Here is a 15,895-nt window from a genome sequence, read left to right as displayed (position 1 = left end):
TGTCGCTTTGCATGGTGGAACAATTGCAAATTAGAGACGTGCGCGTCATTCTGACCGCGCCAGATGGCGTGAACCTGGTCATTGTGAAGATCGAAACGAATGAGCCCGGTCTCTACGGCCTTGGCTGTGCAACGTTTACGCAGCGCCACCTTGCTGTGGCGACTGCGGTGGAGCAGTACTTGAAGCCTTTTCTAATCGGCAAGGATCCGCGCCGCATCGAAGATATTTGGCAGACGGCGATGGTCAGCGGCTATTGGCGCAACGGACCTGTGCTGAACAACGCCGTGTCCGGCGTCGATATGGCGCTATGGGACATCAAGGGAAAAATATCGAATCAACCCGTATATGAAATGTTCGGCGGCAAGCTTCGTGAAGCAGCGGCGATTTACCGCCATGCGGACGGACGTGATCCTGCGGAGGTCGAAGACAATGTGCGTGCCTTCATGGAGCAGGGCTGCCGCTATGTTCGCTGCCAGCTTGGCGGCTACGGCGGTCAAGGGCATAAGCTGCACCAGCCGGACCATGTGCTGCCTGGTGCTTATTTCGACCCTGATGCCTATGTCCGCAGCGTGCCTCGAATGTTCGACCATCTTCGCGGTGCGCTCGGCTATGAAGTCGAATTGCTGCACGATATTCATGAGCGAATCGTGCCGATTGAAGCGGTGCGGCTCGCGAAGCAGCTCGAGGAGCATCGGCTGTTCTTCCTCGAGGATGCGCTGCCGCCGGAGCAAATCGACTGGTTCCGCCATATCCGCGGACAATGTGCGACACCGCTAGCGATGGGCGAGCTGTTCGTCCATTCCGCGGAATGGCTGCCCCTTGTGACCGAGCGGCTGATCGACTTCATCCGCTGCCATATTAGCGCCATCGGAGGACTGACGCCAGCGAAGAAGCTTGGCACCGTCTGCGAAGCGTTCGGCATTCGCACCGCTTGGCATGGTCCGCCGGACCTGTCGCCTGTCGGTCAGGCGGCGAACCTTCACCTCGATCTATCGAGCCCGAACTTCGGCGTTCAGGAATGGAGCGCGCTGTCGGAACGAATGCATGAGGTGTTCCCAGGCTGCCCGACGATTCGCGCCGGCTATGCGTATGTGAACGACAAGCCGGGGCTCGGCGTCGACATCGACGAGAAGAAGGCAGCGCTGTATCCGTGCCATAATGTGCTGCCGGGCTGGACGTTGTCGCGCATTCCGGACGGCTCGCCGTCGCGGCCTTGATAACTGTATGCATTCAGTGATTCAGCTGAAATTGAGCCGCGCCACCTAACTGCCCTGCTCTCCTCTCCTCCGGCTAACGAATCGTATAACGCTTATTTAGCCAATTTCGGCTGGATAAATCGGCTAATGAACTGGTGACATGCGATTGAGCGGATTTTGCTACCCAAATGGCTCAAATCCGCTGAATAACGTTACCTGAGTTCATTAGCTATCCAAGCCCTCCAAATTTGCTTGAATAACGCCGCTTGAGTTCGTTAGAGGGGGAGCGGGGTTGGTGGAGTGCTCTTTATAGCAAGTTGCATCCTCATACCTGGAACCGAATTCCGGTTATTTCCTCCGCAAACAGGGCATACCAAGGGTGGTATAGTTTAGCGGTATGCGGAGGCGAACGAATTGACTTACAGAATAGGCATTTTCAACACGGAGAACGAAGCGATTGAAGCGGTGAATGCACTTGAGAAGGCAGGCTTTACGCGGAATGAATTGAGGGTAATCGCGAAGGATCGGGACCATTCAAGACGCATCGAATCGGAGACGGATGTCCATGCCGATGAGATGACGGACCTCATGCTGACCCGTGCAGCTGCTGATGATCACGATAATAACGATCTTGGCATCGCAGCTCCTGTTCCGGTCAGCGGCATGAATACGGGCGTCTTCGGCGGTGTGGCGTTCCCGAGCAACGGGATATTGGCAGCAGCCGCTGCATATGACAGTGACAGCACGCTCGAGAGCGCGCTCGTCGACGTCGGCCTTGATGCGAGTGATGCCGGCGCATGCCGTGATGCGCTTGCGCGCGGAGCGATATTGGTAGCTGCCGACATGGGCGATAACCAGCTTGCTGACGGGCCGGATTTGTCGGTTGGCGGCACGGCGGAAGCGGTATTCCGCGATTGCGGAGCTGCGCGCATTTTGTAGTAATTTGAAGCTATGGGAATCCGAGGTCATGTCGAGCTGCGGCGAATAGCTGTGTCGACATGACTCTTTTTATTGATCAACTGGTAATGTAGGTCATTTACAAGTGGCAAAACACTCTGCTATGCTAGGTAAAACTGTCGAACGCGACAAATCAAGCGCGAGGGGTGAGCGAACATGAAACCGGTTACTGTTTACGACATTGCTAGAGAAGCTAATGTTTCCGTTGCTACGGTTTCTCGCGTTCTGAACAACACGGCACCTGTGAAGGCATCGACACGAGAAAAAATTGTAGGTCTCATCAACAAGCATCAGTTCCAGCCGAATGCGCTTGCGAGAAGCCTGATCAAGAAAGAGACAGGGATGATCGGCATTATTTTGCCTGACATTACGAATCCGTTCTTTCCCGAGGTGCTCGCAGGTCTTGAGCAGGAAGCGCGCAACAATGGCTATACATTCTTCCTGTGCGACACCAACTCGTACAATCAGGATTCGAAAGAGCAATACAAGCGGGAATCGCAATATTTGCGCATTCTGGCAGAGAAGCAGGTCGACGGCATTATTATGATCGGCGGTCGTATTGATTTGCAGAAATCGACCAGAGAAATGACCAAAGAAGTGCAAGAAGTGAACAAACGTCTGCCTGTCGTGCTCATTAACGGCAACCTGCCGGGCGGGAAGTTTAACCGCGTCATTATTGACGAGGTTGGCGGAGCTATGTGCGTAACGGACCATCTCATCGAGCTTGGGCACACCGATATCGCTTTTATTGGCGGATATAATCAGATGTCAAACACCGTGCAGCGTATGACGGGTTTTCGACTTGCCATGGAACGGGCAGGTATTCCTGTACGCGAGGACTGGATTATTACGGGCGGATTCTCGATCCATGCAGGCAAGAACTTCATGAACGAGCTGCTCAGCAAGGGTGGCCGCAAGCCGACGGCGATAGTCTGCGCCAACGATCTGGTCGCTATCGGTGCTATTAAATCCGCGGTTAAAGCAGGTATGAGTATTCCGGGCGACGTCTCGATCACCGGCTTTGACGATATTCCGCTCGCTGAGAGCATCATTCCGGAGCTGACGACAATATCGCTCCGCTGTCTTGAGCTTGGGCAGACGGCTGCGAGTATTATGCACCAGCTTATTACGCGCAATAATCAGGTCAGCGAGCTGACGACGCTGCAGCCGAAGCTTGTCATTCGCGAGAGCACAGCGCCCCCAGCCGGCAAGAGAGTCGAAGAATAAAGCTAAATTTTTTTTTCAAAATCACCTTGACAGCGCTATCATTTTGCGAGTAAACTTCAAATCAAGATAACCCTCACAAGAAGGGTTTAATTTCAACCCAGTTATGAAATGGGTTTCATTTTAGCCCAATGATGAAATGGGTTTCATTTTTTCTTAATTATGAAATGGGTTTCATGAAATTGAAGGTTGGCATCGCCGCAGCACAATAGCTATCACCGTTCGCATTTTATTCAGAAATACACTTTAATCAACGGTATCTGTGACGTTTACGAACATCGCTTAATCCCGCATAAACAAAGTGTATTTTTCTTTTGAAGACTAATGAAACGGGTTTCATAAAAGCTCTGACATCTTGGGGGAGGTTCGAATACATGAACATGGAAGTGAAAACAGATCCAGCAATGCAGCTATCAGCATCAACGCTCCGCGTAGACGGTAACGCCGAAATTATCCTCTGTGCCTCCTTGTTTTACTTCCGCAACCCTCGCGCTCATTGGCGCGAACGAATGGTACAGCTCAAAGCATTCGGTTACAATGCCATCGACGTGTACTTTCCTTGGAACTTTCATGAACCAAGCGAAGGCGTCTGGGATTTCTCAGGTGAACGGGATGTAGAAGCCTTCCTGCAGCTAGCCGCTGAAATCGGCCTCTGGGTCGTTGCAAGACCGGGACCTTACATCTGCTCGGAATGGGATGGCGGAGCACTTCCAGCTTATCTGTTCGGGAAGCCGGGCATCGTCATACGGAGTACGGAAGCAAGTTATATGGCGGCGGTGGAGCGCTGGTTCGACCAAATACTCCCGATTCTGGCCAAGTACGAGCAGCAGCGAGGCGGCTCCATTATCTGCGTGCAGCTGGAGAATGAGCTCGACTTCTACGATTGCCCAGATCCGGATGCCTACATAACGGTACTGCGCGATATGGCCATTAATCGCGGTATAACCGCGAAACTAATTGCTTGCGCTGGGCAAGGCGGACTGTATGAAGCATCTGGTCTTGTGGATGGCGTCGTTCCGACCTGCAACTTCTATCCCAACGATATGGATCCTGAATTCGAGATGAAAGTATCCGCGTATGAAGCTCGACTTGCCGAGCTGGACCTTCCGCTTCTCGTTACGGAAACGAACCGCTCGCACTTCCTGCTTCGCCGCCTCCTTTCCTGCGGGGCAAAGCTGCTTGGACCTTATCTGCAAGTGTCCGGCACGAACTTCGGTTTTACGAACGGCACGAACAACTGGGGCAAGCCGCTTGCGTTCATGACGAGCGACTACGACTTCTATGGCATGATTTCGCCGGAAGGCCATGTGCGCAGCGAGGCTTATGAAGGGCGCTTGATGCGAAGAGTGATTAACGCTTACGGCAGTTCGCTTGCCGAGGCGGTAACAGCAGCGGCTGCTGAGCTAGCCAATGTCGTTCATCGTGACGGCGCAGGCACAATCGCCGCACGCCAGCTGCAGCTTAAGCAAGGTGGACATCTACTCTTTGCGGCTAATGTCGGGAAACAGGAAGAAACGGTACAACTTGAACTGCTTAGCGCCGGAGACGCACAAGTGCGAGTGCCGCAAGCATCGCAGCTTGTCACTGTGCCGGGCCGATGCGAGATACTGCCGATTGCAGTTCCGTTAAGCCACTGGGGCTTGGAAGGCACGCTTAACTATGCAACTGCCGAATTGTCGGATGTGTACCACGCTGCTGATGGCAAGAAGACAATCATCGTCTTCCACAGTGAGCATGAAGGTGAGATTTCGTTAACACTGAAGCAGCCGGTCATGGCATCGGAAGTCGAAGCGGGCATGGAGCTGCACGAGCAGCTGGAGGAAGGAACACATCTGTTTGCGTTCTCCGCGGAAGCAAGGCAGATCGCCATCGGGAGACTCGAGCTAGCAAATGGTCAAACGATTGAACTAGTCGGGATTGCTAGAGCGGATGCGCTGCTTATGAATTCGCAAGTAAATGATAGCGGTTACATTTCGATCGGCTGCCCGCTTGTGTACGATGACACACCTCGTGATGTCGCGGTCGATTGGTCGCTGAAGCAAGTCGATTCGATCGCGCCGCTTGCTGCACTGCCGGCATATACACAGCTCGCTGATGGAGCGGACTACTTAGAGAAGAACGGTATCCAGCGCGGATATGCATGGTATGAAGCGGTTGACCAAACACCGGCAGGTCAGCAGGTGCAAGGCATCTTGCTTCAGCAAGGCAGCGATGTTGTCTCGCTATATGCGGATCAGACTTATCTTGGCACCTGTGTGCCGGGAGGCAGCAGCCGGTTCATTGGCACAGGCAGCAGCCGTGCAGGCAGCAAGCTGACTGCACGGGTCGAAATATGGGGACATACCAATTTCGATGACGCAAGGCTGCCGGCGCTAAGGCTGGATTCGATGAAAGGGATCAAAGGATTGACTTCCGTTACAAGAGCGCAGCCACTTCGGAACTGGCGAGTGCTGCGGACGAAGTCAGGAACCGGAACGCTTCAGCCAGAGCTACTCGCACCTGAATGCGATGACAGTGCTTGGGCGATTGTAAACTTCGGCGGCTGGTTGTCGCCGGATCATCCTTCCGCTGAGTACTTCCGCAAGTCATTCAGAGCTTCACAGACTGCCGATTCATGGACCCTTCATTTCCAGGGCATTCAAGCGCACGCTCAAGTGTTCGTCAATGGTTCGGCAATCGGTTCCGTTCACTCGTACGATCCATACATGAACATCTCCGCTCACGTCACGCCGGGCGAAGAGGTACATGTAGCCGTATTCCTGGAACGGGTCCTCGGACTCGGAGCAGGGGAAGTCGTCCTGTATGAAGGCAACGCGGCGAGCGGTTGGCAGCTTTCGGCATGCGAGGAAGCTGGATTGTTGGAACATGCGGCGAAGGAGCGTCCATCCGCTGAATCGCATGAGCTGCCTGTGAATCTAGAAGCCGGAGCGGTGGCTTGGCTCTATGGGAAGCTGGATCAGCCGAGTGATGGGAACGGTTGGCGCGTACAAGTGAAAGGCAGCAACATGAAGCTTACTGTGTTCCTCGGCGACGTCATTGTCGGTCGGTTATGGACAGCAAGCGGCGCTTCGCGCCCAAGCTTCAGCGGCGGCGATCAGGAGTCGTTCTTCTTGCCAGGGCCTTGGCTGAGTATCGGCGATCAGAACGAGCTAACCATACTGCTCGAAGCGGTAGAACGAGGCGAACCTGCACTGCTAGAGAGCCTGACCTTCCTGCCGGTCGGCGTTCTGAAGGAATAATAAGACTGTAACCTCGCTTGCGAAAGGGGAGAAACACGGATGAAAACAATCGCGCAGCCGGCTCAGCCGGCTCAGGCGGCGGTAGAGACGCCGAGACGAGCGCTTCGCGCGCGCACCAAACGATTTTGGAACAACCGTACATTGATGCTCATGTGCTTACCGACGATACTCTTTTTCCTCATCTTCGCGTATTTGCCGATGCCAGGCTTGTACTTGGCCTTTATTAAATACAACTACACCGATGGTATCTTCAAGAGCAAGTTTATCGGAATGGAAAACTTCCGGTTTCTCGTCATGACGGGCGACCTGTGGCGGCTCACATTCAATACGATTGCCTACAATCTGGGCTTCATCATCTTCGGCAATTTTCTGCAAATCTTCGTAGCGATTCTGCTCAATGAGCTGCGCAAGAAGTGGTTCAAGAAGGTCTCGCAGACCCTCATGTTCCTGCCGTTCTTTATTTCATTCGTCATTATCGGTCTCATTGCCTACAACATCCTGAGTTACGACTACGGTATCCTCAACAATATCTTGAAGTCGCTCGGGGCTGATCCGGTGAAGACGTACTCCAATGGGCACATTTGGCCACTGATCATTCTTCTGACTTACTTGTGGCAGTCTACCGGCTATGGTTCGATCGTGTACTTCGCAGCGATCATGGGACTAGATTCCGAAGTCGTGGAAGCCTCTGAGATTGACGGTGCCAATGCGCTGCAGCGTATCCGCTACATCGTACTCCCTTGGCTGAAGCCGACCTTCATCATTCTGCTATTGTTCTCGCTTGGGGGCGTGCTTCGAGGAAACTTCGGTCTCTTCTACAATCTCGTCGGAGCGAACAATACCGCGCTCTACTCGACAACAGACATTATAGAGACGTACGTCTTCCGCTCGCTCATGAACAACTTTAACTTCTCGATGGGCAGCGCGGTTAGCTTGTATCAATCCGTATTTGGTTTCATCGTTGTTATAACAGCGAACTGGCTGGTCAAGAAGGCATCGCCAGATAATTCATTGTTCTAGGAGGGACTCACATGGATGTTGTCCAGAAACGCATTCGGACGGATGGGACGTCCTTGTTCGTTAGAGCTTTTGGTTATGTATTTATCGGGTTGTTCGCACTCTGCTGCTTGCTTCCATTCCTGGTCGTTGTCGGTACCTCGTTTACGAAGGAAGCGTCCATTACGAAGAATGGCTTCAATATTTGGCCGAGGGAGTTCTCAACCTTTGCTTACAAAATCGTGTTTGAAAACCCGAATCTTATCATCGGCTCCTATGTCGTATCCATCTGTTTGACCGTTGTCGGCACGCTTATCGGGCTCTTCCTCGTTGCAATGACCGGCTACGCGCTGCAGCGGCCAGACTTCGAGCAGCGCAACGGCATTTCGTTCTTTATCTACTTCACAACGCTATTCTCCGGCGGTATTGTCCCGTTCTACTTGCTCATTAATCAGTATTTGGGTCTTCGGGATAATTACTTAGCTGTATTGCTGCCAGGACTTATGAGTCCGTTCCTTATTATTATGATGAAAAGCTTTACGAGGTCGATTCCGCATGCAATTACGGAATCTGCGAAGATCGATGGCGCAGGCGACTTCACGATCTTCATGCGCCTCATCTTGCCGATGACGACACCGGCGCTTGCCACCATCGGACTGTTCATTGCCCTTGGTTATTGGAACGAATGGTATAATTCGATGCTGTTCCTGTCTGCGGACATGAAGTATCGCCCGCTGCAGTTGTTCTTGTATAACGTCATCACTAGCGCGGATTTCATCCGCAACTCGTCCGCCGCTTCGAACGTTCCGCTGCGGGATATGCCGCTGGAGTCGATGAAGATGGCGACCGCGGTCGTTGCGACCGGTCCTGTGGTGCTGTTCTACCCGTTCGTGCAGCGATATTTCATTCAAGGAATTACCGTTGGTGCGGTAAAAGGGTAAGGCATCTATGCATGGGTATGTGAGGGCCTGGTCTAGTCCCTCTTACCATAACCGCTTGAATGAGCGGAAACAAAGCGATTTATCCAAAATGGGGAGGCTACAAAGAATGGGAAACATGAAAAAGATTGCAATTACCGCGTGTTCGCTTTTCCTTGCTTTCGGCTTAACTGCTTGCGGCAGCAACAACGACAGTTCCTCGGATAATAAGGCAAACAATTCATCCGGCGACACAGCTGCAAACGCTTCATCCAGCAACACGTCTAACGACACGTCTGGCAATGCGAATGCGTCGGACAGCAAGATCGACACGAAGGACTTTGAGACCATTACTTACGTTATGCTCGGCGACAAGCCGAAGAACGGCCAGCTTGAGAAGGTTATGGAAAAAATCAACGTCATTATGAAGGACAAAATCAATGCTGAGCTGCAGCTCAAATGGGTAGAGTGGGCAGACTGGCAAACGAAGTACAACCTGCTGCTTGCTTCCGGCGAGCCGATTGACCTGATTAACATTGGTACCGACTGGCTCGATACATGGGGCAACGCTCAGCGCGGCGCATTCCTGCCTCTGAACGATTTGCTCGAGAAGTACGCACCACAAACATACGCTGAGATTCCGCCTGAAGACTGGGATCAAAGCAAATACAAAGACGATATTGTTCTGATTCCGGAAGATCACTATACGCAATGGGTTAACCACGGCTTGTACTACCGAGGCGACTGGGCTAAGGAGTTCGGCATTACAGGGCCAATCACAGATTTCGCTACGTTCGGCAAATACCTCCAAGGTATTAAAGACAACAAGAAAGACGTGATTCCTTTTGATTCAGCAGGCGCGGCTACTACATTCTACACAGGCTTCGCTACAGCAGAAACAGATAATATCGAGCTTCCTATTTCCACAGGTTATGTAAACGCTTTCTACGGTAAATCGTATGACGACCGCTATACAGTTGACAGCCCAATCTTCAACGATCAATTCATTGATTTCGCGAAGATGTTGAAGCAATGGGGCGATGCTGGTTACTGGCGTGAAGATGTTCTCAACTACAAGGGCGATACCCGCTCTGAGCTGAGAGCGGGTCAAACAGGTGCTGATGCGCATCATACGCAAACGTTCAAGAACCTTCGCGTACAGATGGACCATGACCAACCAGGCTCTGAACTGCAAATGTTCTCGTACTCCGATACTCGGGGCAACTTGATCTCGATGCCGATTACGCACGGCGGTACTTCGGTCGGCGCACACAGCAAACACCCAGAGCGCGCTCTGATGGCATATGAGCTGATTCGTCAAGACAAAGAAGTTTACCAACTGTTTAACTACGGTATCGAAGGCGTTCAATATGAGATCAAAGATGGCGTCCGCGTACGTCCTGCTGGCTACGATGATGCAAAAGACGGTTTCTACTCCGACTTCTGGGGCGGTCGTGTCGACAAATTCGAAATCCCGTCAGACCAAGACTGGAGCGGCATCGGCGACATCTACAAGAAGTATGATGCAATCAAGAAGCCATTCCCTTATGGCAAATTCGTATTCGACAAATCTGCAGTAGACCCAGAAATGACAGCAATTTCTCAAGTGCTCGGCGAGCAAATGCCAGCTATTCTAGCTGGTAAAGCAGGCGACGCTGAGCAAGCGGTAGCTGCGCTTCGCGACAAGCTGAAAGCTGCTGGTTATGACAAAGTTAAAGACGAAATCCAGAAACAACTGGACGCATTTAAGGCATCTGAACAAGGCTAATATCATGTTCATAATCAACCGGGTGGTGCGAAAGCGCTGCTCGGTTGATTTTTTTTGCGATTGACGGCGGGGCGGTCTAGCAGAAGTCAACACGATAAGCAGTAAGTGCAATCATCCACTTATTTCGGTGTAAACGTGATTATCGGTGAGCATAAGCGGAAATATCCATCTATTAGGTGCGGATAGTTGCTCATGCGGCGCAAAGTGGCTGAATAAGTGGATATATGCATCTCATTTCAAGCATTCGTTCCGCATAGCGGGGAGTGGTTGGGCAGCGGCAAAACTTATTTCGTGGTATGTGCTATGATTCACCCATACCCAGCGTCTTACTCTATGAAGGAGGCGAGAGCATGCCAAACGATCAGATGCCGGCCCGATATCAACAGTTATTTCGGGAGCATTATCCATCCGTGCTGCGCAAAATAATCGGTCTCATCGGAGACAGGGCGGCAGCGGAGGACCTGGCGCAGGAAGTGTTTCTCAAACTGTACCGCAACCCGCCGGAAGATCTGGCGAGAACGGGACCTTGGCTGCACCGCGTGTTGACGCGTATCGTATATGACCATTACCGCAAGGCGGGAAGGCTGAATGACTTGAATGAAAAGCAGCAGCATGAAGCGCTCGCAGGGGAACAGACTTATCCGTCCAATGAGGCGGTTGTCATTCAGAGCTGGGAGCGGGACGTTGTGCGCGGCGTGCTGAATAAGCTGTCCGAACGGGACAGGCAAGCGCTGCTCTTGAAGGAGCAGGGCTACAGCCATGCTGAGATTGCTGAGGTGCTGCAAGTGAATCCGAAGATTGTCGGAACGCTGCTCATGCGAGCGGCCAGCCGTTTTAAGAAAAATATGTTGTCCGAGGAGGTTATGGAGCAATGAAACAACCGAAACGCCTGGATGAAGAGAATCAAGGGCTGAACATAACGGAAGACGATGTAGAGCTGGCGCTGAGCCGATTGTTCATGTCCGTGAAAGAGGAAGAGGTCGCGCCGGTTTGGCTGAAAGAGGAACAGATGCCAGCTGCAGCGCAGCGTGAAGATATAGCGAATGAAGCTTTGAAAAATCAAGCTCAAGTTCCGGCTCAAAATCCTGCTCAAGAGCTTGCAACGGCACCCTTACATTTCAACAATATTAATGAAGAGAAAATTTCACATAAGCCTTCGAGCCGCCCACGTTACAAGCGGAGATGGGTATCGCTCGTATCGGCAGCAGCGGTTGCCGGCGTGCTCATTTTCTCGTCCCTAGGCCAGGATGTTATGGCGTCAGTGATGAATACGTTCCGCGTGCAGCATTTCCAGACGGTTGCGATCAGTCAGTCTGATATGGACAGCTTCCGGGCTGCTTTGCAGGAGGGCACGGACGGAACGCGCCAGCTGAACCTGAAGCGCTACGGTGAAATCGAGCAGATAGGCGGCGGCCAGGATCGTGTCGTGAGTGAAGCGGAGGCGGCTGCGCTTGCTGGAGATCGTCAGCTGAAAGTACTCCCGGTCAAAGGGGAAGCGGTCATTCACTACATGCCGGAGCAGCAAATTACGTTCAAGCTGCATCCGAAGGCGATCAATCAGATGATTGCGCTGCTCGGCGGCAAGACGGAGTTCCCGAAATCTGTTGATGGATCGCCAATCAAGCTCGTTATTCCAGGCACTTTTGTCACGGAAAGTACGGACGATTCTTCGTCGAAGCGGCTTACTCAGCTGCCTAACCCATCGCTTGATGTGTCGGACGACGTAGATGTCGAACAGATCCGTCAAGCAGTGCTTGATCTGCCGATGCTTCCCGACGATATGCGCTCGAAGCTGGCCGGCATTGGCGATTGGCGCCACACGCTGCCTGTGCCTTCGTTCTCAACGGATAGCACCCATACGACGAAGATTGAAGGCAATGAAGCGATTGTGACAGACTCGGGCTCTAGCCGTTCGATTATTTGGCTGCAAGATGAATGGGTTTATCAATTAAGCGGCTCGGTGACGGATTACCCGACGGAAGATTCCATTATTAATGAAGCTCGAGGAATGATGAAATGATTATTTTGCAGACCGATCGTCTGTCCAAAACCTACTCATCCGGCACAGGCTGCTCGAATATCTCGCTGAGCATCAAACAGGGGCAAATTTTTGGACTGCTCGGGCCGAACGGAGCAGGCAAGAGTACGTTTGTGAAGATGGTCGTCGGCCTCCTTCGCCCGGACAGCGGCAGCGGCACGCTGTTCGGCAAGCCAATCGGCGATCCTGAATCGCGGGTGAAGCTCGGGTATTTGCCCGAGCTGTTCCGCTTTCAGGATTGGCTGACCGGAGCGGAGGTGCTCCGGTACCATGCAGGTCTGTGCGGCATGACGCGCGCGCAGACGAAGTCGGCTTCCTTCGCCGCGCGGATGAAGGAAGTATTCCGCATCTGCGGGCTGAATGAACGCGGCAATGACCGAGTAAGACAATATTCCAAAGGTATGCAGCAACGGCTTGGACTTGCCTGTGCGCTGCTTATGGACCCGGATTTCATCATTCTTGATGAGCCGTCATCGGCGCTTGATCCCATTGGCAGATATGAAGTGCGGCAGCTGCTAGAACAGCTGCGCTCAGCAGGGAAGACGGTCTTCTTGAACACCCATCTGCTTGAAGATGTGGAGGCGGTATGCGACGAAGTCGCGTTCTTGCATAAGGGGCAGCTTCGTGCCAACGGTTCGATGCGTGACATGCTGCGAAGCGACCTCAGCTGGGAGTTTACGGTTAGCGGCTGGCTGCCGGAATTGCAAGAAGAGCTGCGCGAGCAGCTGCTGCCTGGGATGGCAGTCGAAGTTGCGAAGCAGGCTGCGGATGGCAGCGCCGTCTTGAAGGTGTCCGCCCACGACCGTGAGCAAATCGGCTATCTGATCCGCTTATTAGTAGAGGAAGACATAACCGTCTATGAAGTGGTGCCGGTCCAAGGCAGCTTGGAAGCTTGGTTCCTATCCATGTCAGGCGGGGAAGCTGCTGGAGGTGCGCGTACATGAGCTGGATCGCTTTTGCCGGTAAGGAGCTGCTGCGCAAACGGATTTTACCAGTAACGTTCGTGCTTTCGCTGCTGTTCGTCTCCCTCTTCATCTTCGGCGTCTATAAGATATCGATCAATTTCGAGGGACATGAGGTGACACTCTCCGGGAACGTCTCCGACAGCATTGTGTTAGTGACACTCGGTCTGCTATTCTCCCAAATGATTATTGCGTTCTTCATCCTATTCACGACGATGGGAGCGATCTCCGGGGAGATCGAGAACGGGCTGATGCTGGCTATACTATCGCGGCCAATTGCAAGATGGCGCGTATACCTTGGCAAGTATATCGGATATGCGTTCTGGCTGGTGCTGTACGCGGGCATCATGTTTTTTGCGATATTGCTGCCAGTTCATTATTTGTTGCATTTTCCGATTATGCCGGCGACATTAATAAAGACTTTTATGCTGTTTATATGGATTCCGTTAATCCTGCTTGGCGTATCGATGCTCGGTTCGACGTACTTGCCGATGCTCGGTAATGGCGTTGCCTGCGCAATGCTGTACGGGCTGAGCATGTTTAGCGGTTTCGCCGAAAATATATTCAACCACAGCGGCGAGAATGAGATGGCGAGCCGTTTTGCATTCCTGCTTAAGCTATTAATGCCAGCTAATGCATTGCTGAATCGGATTACGTTTGAGCTGCTGGATGGTCTGGAGCTGCCGCTGCCGGTGCAAGCGGTGGAGAGTATGGGGCCATTCGCTGTGTTTAACGTGCCGAGCGGTGCTTTTGCCTTGTACACCTTATTTTATCTTATCGTCATTCTTGCGCTTGGCTGTCGAGCCTTTCGTAAGAAAGACATCGCTTAAAGGGGAGTTTAACGACAATGAACGATGTAATTCTGCAAGTCCGCGGACTTTGCAAGCATTATAAAGGGGTTAATGCGGTAGACGGCATTGATATGGATTTGCAGAGAGGCGATATTTACGGCTTTCTCGGGCAGAACGGCGCGGGCAAGACGACGACAATCCGCATGATGATGGGGCTCATTCAGCCGACAACCGGCTCTGTCGAGCTGTTCGGCGAGAAGATTGGGCGAGGCAAGAATCCGGTGCTGCGCAAAGTCGGCTCCGTAATCGAGTATCCAGGCTTTTATCCGAACCTGACGGCATTAGAGAATCTTGAGCTTCACCGCAAAATGATGGGCGTGCGAGAGTCGGATGTGACAGAGGATGCTCTTCGTACGACAGGACTTTGGGATGCTAGGAACCGTAAAGCATCTAACTTCTCGCTTGGCATGAAGCAGCGCCTTGGTATCGCTCGCGCGATTCTTCACCGGCCTGAGCTGCTTATTCTGGATGAGCCGACGAATGGTCTTGATCCGATGGGGATTAAGGAGATTCGGCTTCTCATTCAAGAGCTGGCGCAGAAACGGAAGATTACGATTCTCGTCTCCAGCCATATCCTAAGCGAAGTGGAGCAGCTCGCGACGAAGGTCGGCATCATCCACCGCGGCCGAATGCTGGAGGAGACGCCGATGCAGCTCTTGAAGGAGCGAAATCGGCAATATATCAGCTTGCAGGTTGATGAGCCAGAGCGCTCGAAGGAACTGCTCTCGAAGGAGATGGGCATTCAGGATTGCCGTCTTGATGAGGATGGCTGGCTGCGTGTCTATGATGATGGTCATGTACCTGGAGAGATGAATCGGTTGCTTGTTCGTGAGGGAATTCTCGTGAACAGTCTCCATGCGATGAAAGACTCGCTCGAGGATTACTTCGTACGATTGGTAGAAGGCGGTGCTGTACATGCTTGATCTGATTGGCTGTGAATGGCTGAAGTGGCGCAGATCGCGCATGCTCTGGCTCATCCTGCTTGGGGCGCTGCTCCCGGCTGCGCTGAACTTCTTCGTCGAGGTGCATAACTCGAGCACTGGCGCGGAGTTTGGGTGGAAAGGCTTCTTCGATGATAATCTCATGATGATGATGATGCTCATGTGTCCGGCCTTATTTTCGTTATTAATTGGTTACTTGTTCGCGAGGGAGTTTCAAGAGCGTACCGTCAACAATATGCTGACAGGGCCGTATTCGCGGAACCTTGTGCTTGCAGCAAAATTCATCATTGCAGTACCGGTACTCGCGTCTGTGCTATTCCTGTCGTTCTTGATCACGTTCGGATCCGCTTTCGTATTCACGTCAGATCTGCCATCTGCTGAGATATTCTGGCATTCACTTGGCAAATACGGGCTGCTTCTCGCCCTTGAATATGCGCTTGTCCCGATCGCTGCTGCTGTTGCGCTGCTTTGGCGCAGCTACATCCCAGCAATGGGGCTCGGCGTATTCGCGGTCATCTCGGAGCTGACGATCATGCAGTCCAAGTACATCATGTACTATCCGTGGAGCGCTCCGCTTAACATGCTCGACACGATGAATGAACACTACAAATCGACTTCGACTGGTATCATTACGATGTGTGTCGCTTTCATCGTACCGCTTCTCTTTATCATGACGTACTTCCGCAGAACGGATGTGCACAGCGGATAATAGCCTTTCGCATCAAGAGAACAAACAACCTGCTCACTCAAAATAAAAAGATCGCCTTAATCTGTCTGCTTGGCAGGTTTTGGTGATCTTTTTACGT

The 15,895-nt window shown here is 52.4% G+C and carries 13 protein-coding genes; all 13 read left to right on the top strand.

The window, feature by feature from the left end; genetic code table 11:
* Nucleotides 1-11 precede the first annotated feature (11 nt).
* The 13 genes from AC0LWF_RS08515 (at nt 12) to AC0LWF_RS08455 (ending at nt 15,798) form a co-directional block, all read left to right on the top strand.
* Complete coding sequence (locus tag AC0LWF_RS08515) at nt 12-1,217, top strand: enolase C-terminal domain-like protein (protein WP_474651117.1); 1,206 nt, start codon at nt 12-14, stop codon at nt 1,215-1,217.
* A gap of 393 nt (nt 1,218-1,610) precedes the next feature.
* The gene (locus AC0LWF_RS08510) at nt 1,611-2,135 is read left to right on the top strand and encodes a general stress protein (protein ID WP_474651116.1); all 525 of its coding nucleotides are present in this window, start codon (nt 1,611-1,613) and stop codon (nt 2,133-2,135) included.
* 174 nt (nt 2,136-2,309) lie between these two features.
* Entirely contained in the window at nt 2,310-3,380 is a 1,071-nt protein-coding gene (locus AC0LWF_RS08505) for a LacI family DNA-binding transcriptional regulator (RefSeq protein WP_474651115.1), read from the top strand.
* A gap of 371 nt (nt 3,381-3,751) precedes the next feature.
* On the top strand, nt 3,752-6,616 hold the full coding sequence (locus tag AC0LWF_RS08500) for a beta-galactosidase (protein WP_474651114.1): 2,865 nt from the start codon (nt 3,752-3,754) through the stop codon (nt 6,614-6,616).
* Between the two features lie 144 nt (nt 6,617-6,760).
* Nucleotides 6,761-7,636, top strand: coding sequence for an ABC transporter permease (locus AC0LWF_RS08495; protein ID WP_474651224.1), 876 nt, complete (start codon nt 6,761-6,763; stop codon nt 7,634-7,636).
* An 11-nt stretch (nt 7,637-7,647) separates the two neighbouring features.
* Nucleotides 7,648-8,553, top strand: coding sequence for a carbohydrate ABC transporter permease (locus AC0LWF_RS08490; protein WP_474651113.1), 906 nt, complete (start codon nt 7,648-7,650; stop codon nt 8,551-8,553).
* Between the two features lie 106 nt (nt 8,554-8,659).
* Nucleotides 8,660-10,297 (top strand): ABC transporter substrate-binding protein, encoded by a 1,638-nt coding sequence (locus tag AC0LWF_RS08485; protein WP_474651112.1) that lies wholly within the window; start codon nt 8,660-8,662, stop codon nt 10,295-10,297.
* A gap of 350 nt (nt 10,298-10,647) precedes the next feature.
* Nucleotides 10,648-11,172, top strand: coding sequence for a sigma-70 family RNA polymerase sigma factor (locus AC0LWF_RS08480; RefSeq protein ID WP_474651111.1), 525 nt, complete (start codon nt 10,648-10,650; stop codon nt 11,170-11,172).
* On the top strand, nt 11,169-12,317 hold the full coding sequence (locus AC0LWF_RS08475) for a hypothetical protein (RefSeq protein WP_474651110.1): 1,149 nt from the start codon (nt 11,169-11,171) through the stop codon (nt 12,315-12,317). The genes AC0LWF_RS08480 and AC0LWF_RS08475 overlap by 4 nt, the downstream gene beginning before the upstream one ends.
* A complete protein-coding gene (locus AC0LWF_RS08470) occupies nt 12,314-13,279 on the top strand; it encodes an ABC transporter ATP-binding protein (RefSeq protein ID WP_474651109.1) in 966 nt (321 codons plus the stop codon). The genes AC0LWF_RS08475 and AC0LWF_RS08470 overlap by 4 nt, the downstream gene beginning before the upstream one ends.
* Nucleotides 13,276-14,127 carry an ABC transporter permease gene (locus AC0LWF_RS08465; protein WP_474651108.1) on the top strand — a complete coding sequence of 284 codons (852 nt, stop codon included), beginning with the start codon at nt 13,276-13,278 and terminating at the stop codon, nt 14,125-14,127. The genes AC0LWF_RS08470 and AC0LWF_RS08465 overlap by 4 nt, the downstream gene beginning before the upstream one ends.
* 17 nt (nt 14,128-14,144) lie before the next feature.
* Nucleotides 14,145-15,071, top strand: coding sequence for an ABC transporter ATP-binding protein (locus AC0LWF_RS08460; protein ID WP_474651107.1), 927 nt, complete (start codon nt 14,145-14,147; stop codon nt 15,069-15,071).
* Nucleotides 15,064-15,798 carry an ABC transporter permease gene (locus AC0LWF_RS08455; RefSeq protein WP_474651106.1) on the top strand — a complete coding sequence of 245 codons (735 nt, stop codon included), beginning with the start codon at nt 15,064-15,066 and terminating at the stop codon, nt 15,796-15,798. Before AC0LWF_RS08460 ends, AC0LWF_RS08455 begins: the two co-directional genes overlap by 8 nt.
* Nucleotides 15,799-15,895: the final 97 nt, after the last annotated feature.

It is taken from the genome of Paenibacillus sp. sgz302114 (genome assembly GCF_056120345.1).
The sequence above is the reverse complement of the archived record's forward strand: the minus strand, read 5'-3'. Positions and strand labels throughout refer to the sequence as shown.

What these genes read in the sequence shown, in the direction of transcription:
- AC0LWF_RS08480 (WP_474651111.1), top strand. Translation starts at nt 10,648, where the DNA reads ATGCCAAACGATCAGATGCCGGCCCGATATCAACAGTTATTTCGGGAG.
- AC0LWF_RS08470 (WP_474651109.1), top strand. Translation starts at nt 12,314, where the DNA reads ATGATTATTTTGCAGACCGATCGTCTGTCCAAAACCTACTCATCCGGC.
- AC0LWF_RS08515 (WP_474651117.1), top strand. Translation starts at nt 12, where the DNA reads ATGGTGGAACAATTGCAAATTAGAGACGTGCGCGTCATTCTGACCGCG.
- AC0LWF_RS08460 (WP_474651107.1), top strand. Translation starts at nt 14,145, where the DNA reads ATGAACGATGTAATTCTGCAAGTCCGCGGACTTTGCAAGCATTATAAA.
- AC0LWF_RS08465 (WP_474651108.1), top strand. Translation starts at nt 13,276, where the DNA reads ATGAGCTGGATCGCTTTTGCCGGTAAGGAGCTGCTGCGCAAACGGATT.
- AC0LWF_RS08495 (WP_474651224.1), top strand. Translation starts at nt 6,761, where the DNA reads ATGCTCATGTGCTTACCGACGATACTCTTTTTCCTCATCTTCGCGTAT.
- AC0LWF_RS08505 (WP_474651115.1), top strand. Translation starts at nt 2,310, where the DNA reads ATGAAACCGGTTACTGTTTACGACATTGCTAGAGAAGCTAATGTTTCC.
- AC0LWF_RS08475 (WP_474651110.1), top strand. Translation starts at nt 11,169, where the DNA reads ATGAAACAACCGAAACGCCTGGATGAAGAGAATCAAGGGCTGAACATA.
- AC0LWF_RS08490 (WP_474651113.1), top strand. Translation starts at nt 7,648, where the DNA reads ATGGATGTTGTCCAGAAACGCATTCGGACGGATGGGACGTCCTTGTTC.
- AC0LWF_RS08500 (WP_474651114.1), top strand. Translation starts at nt 3,752, where the DNA reads ATGAACATGGAAGTGAAAACAGATCCAGCAATGCAGCTATCAGCATCA.
- AC0LWF_RS08455 (WP_474651106.1), top strand. Translation starts at nt 15,064, where the DNA reads ATGCTTGATCTGATTGGCTGTGAATGGCTGAAGTGGCGCAGATCGCGC.
- AC0LWF_RS08485 (WP_474651112.1), top strand. Translation starts at nt 8,660, where the DNA reads ATGGGAAACATGAAAAAGATTGCAATTACCGCGTGTTCGCTTTTCCTT.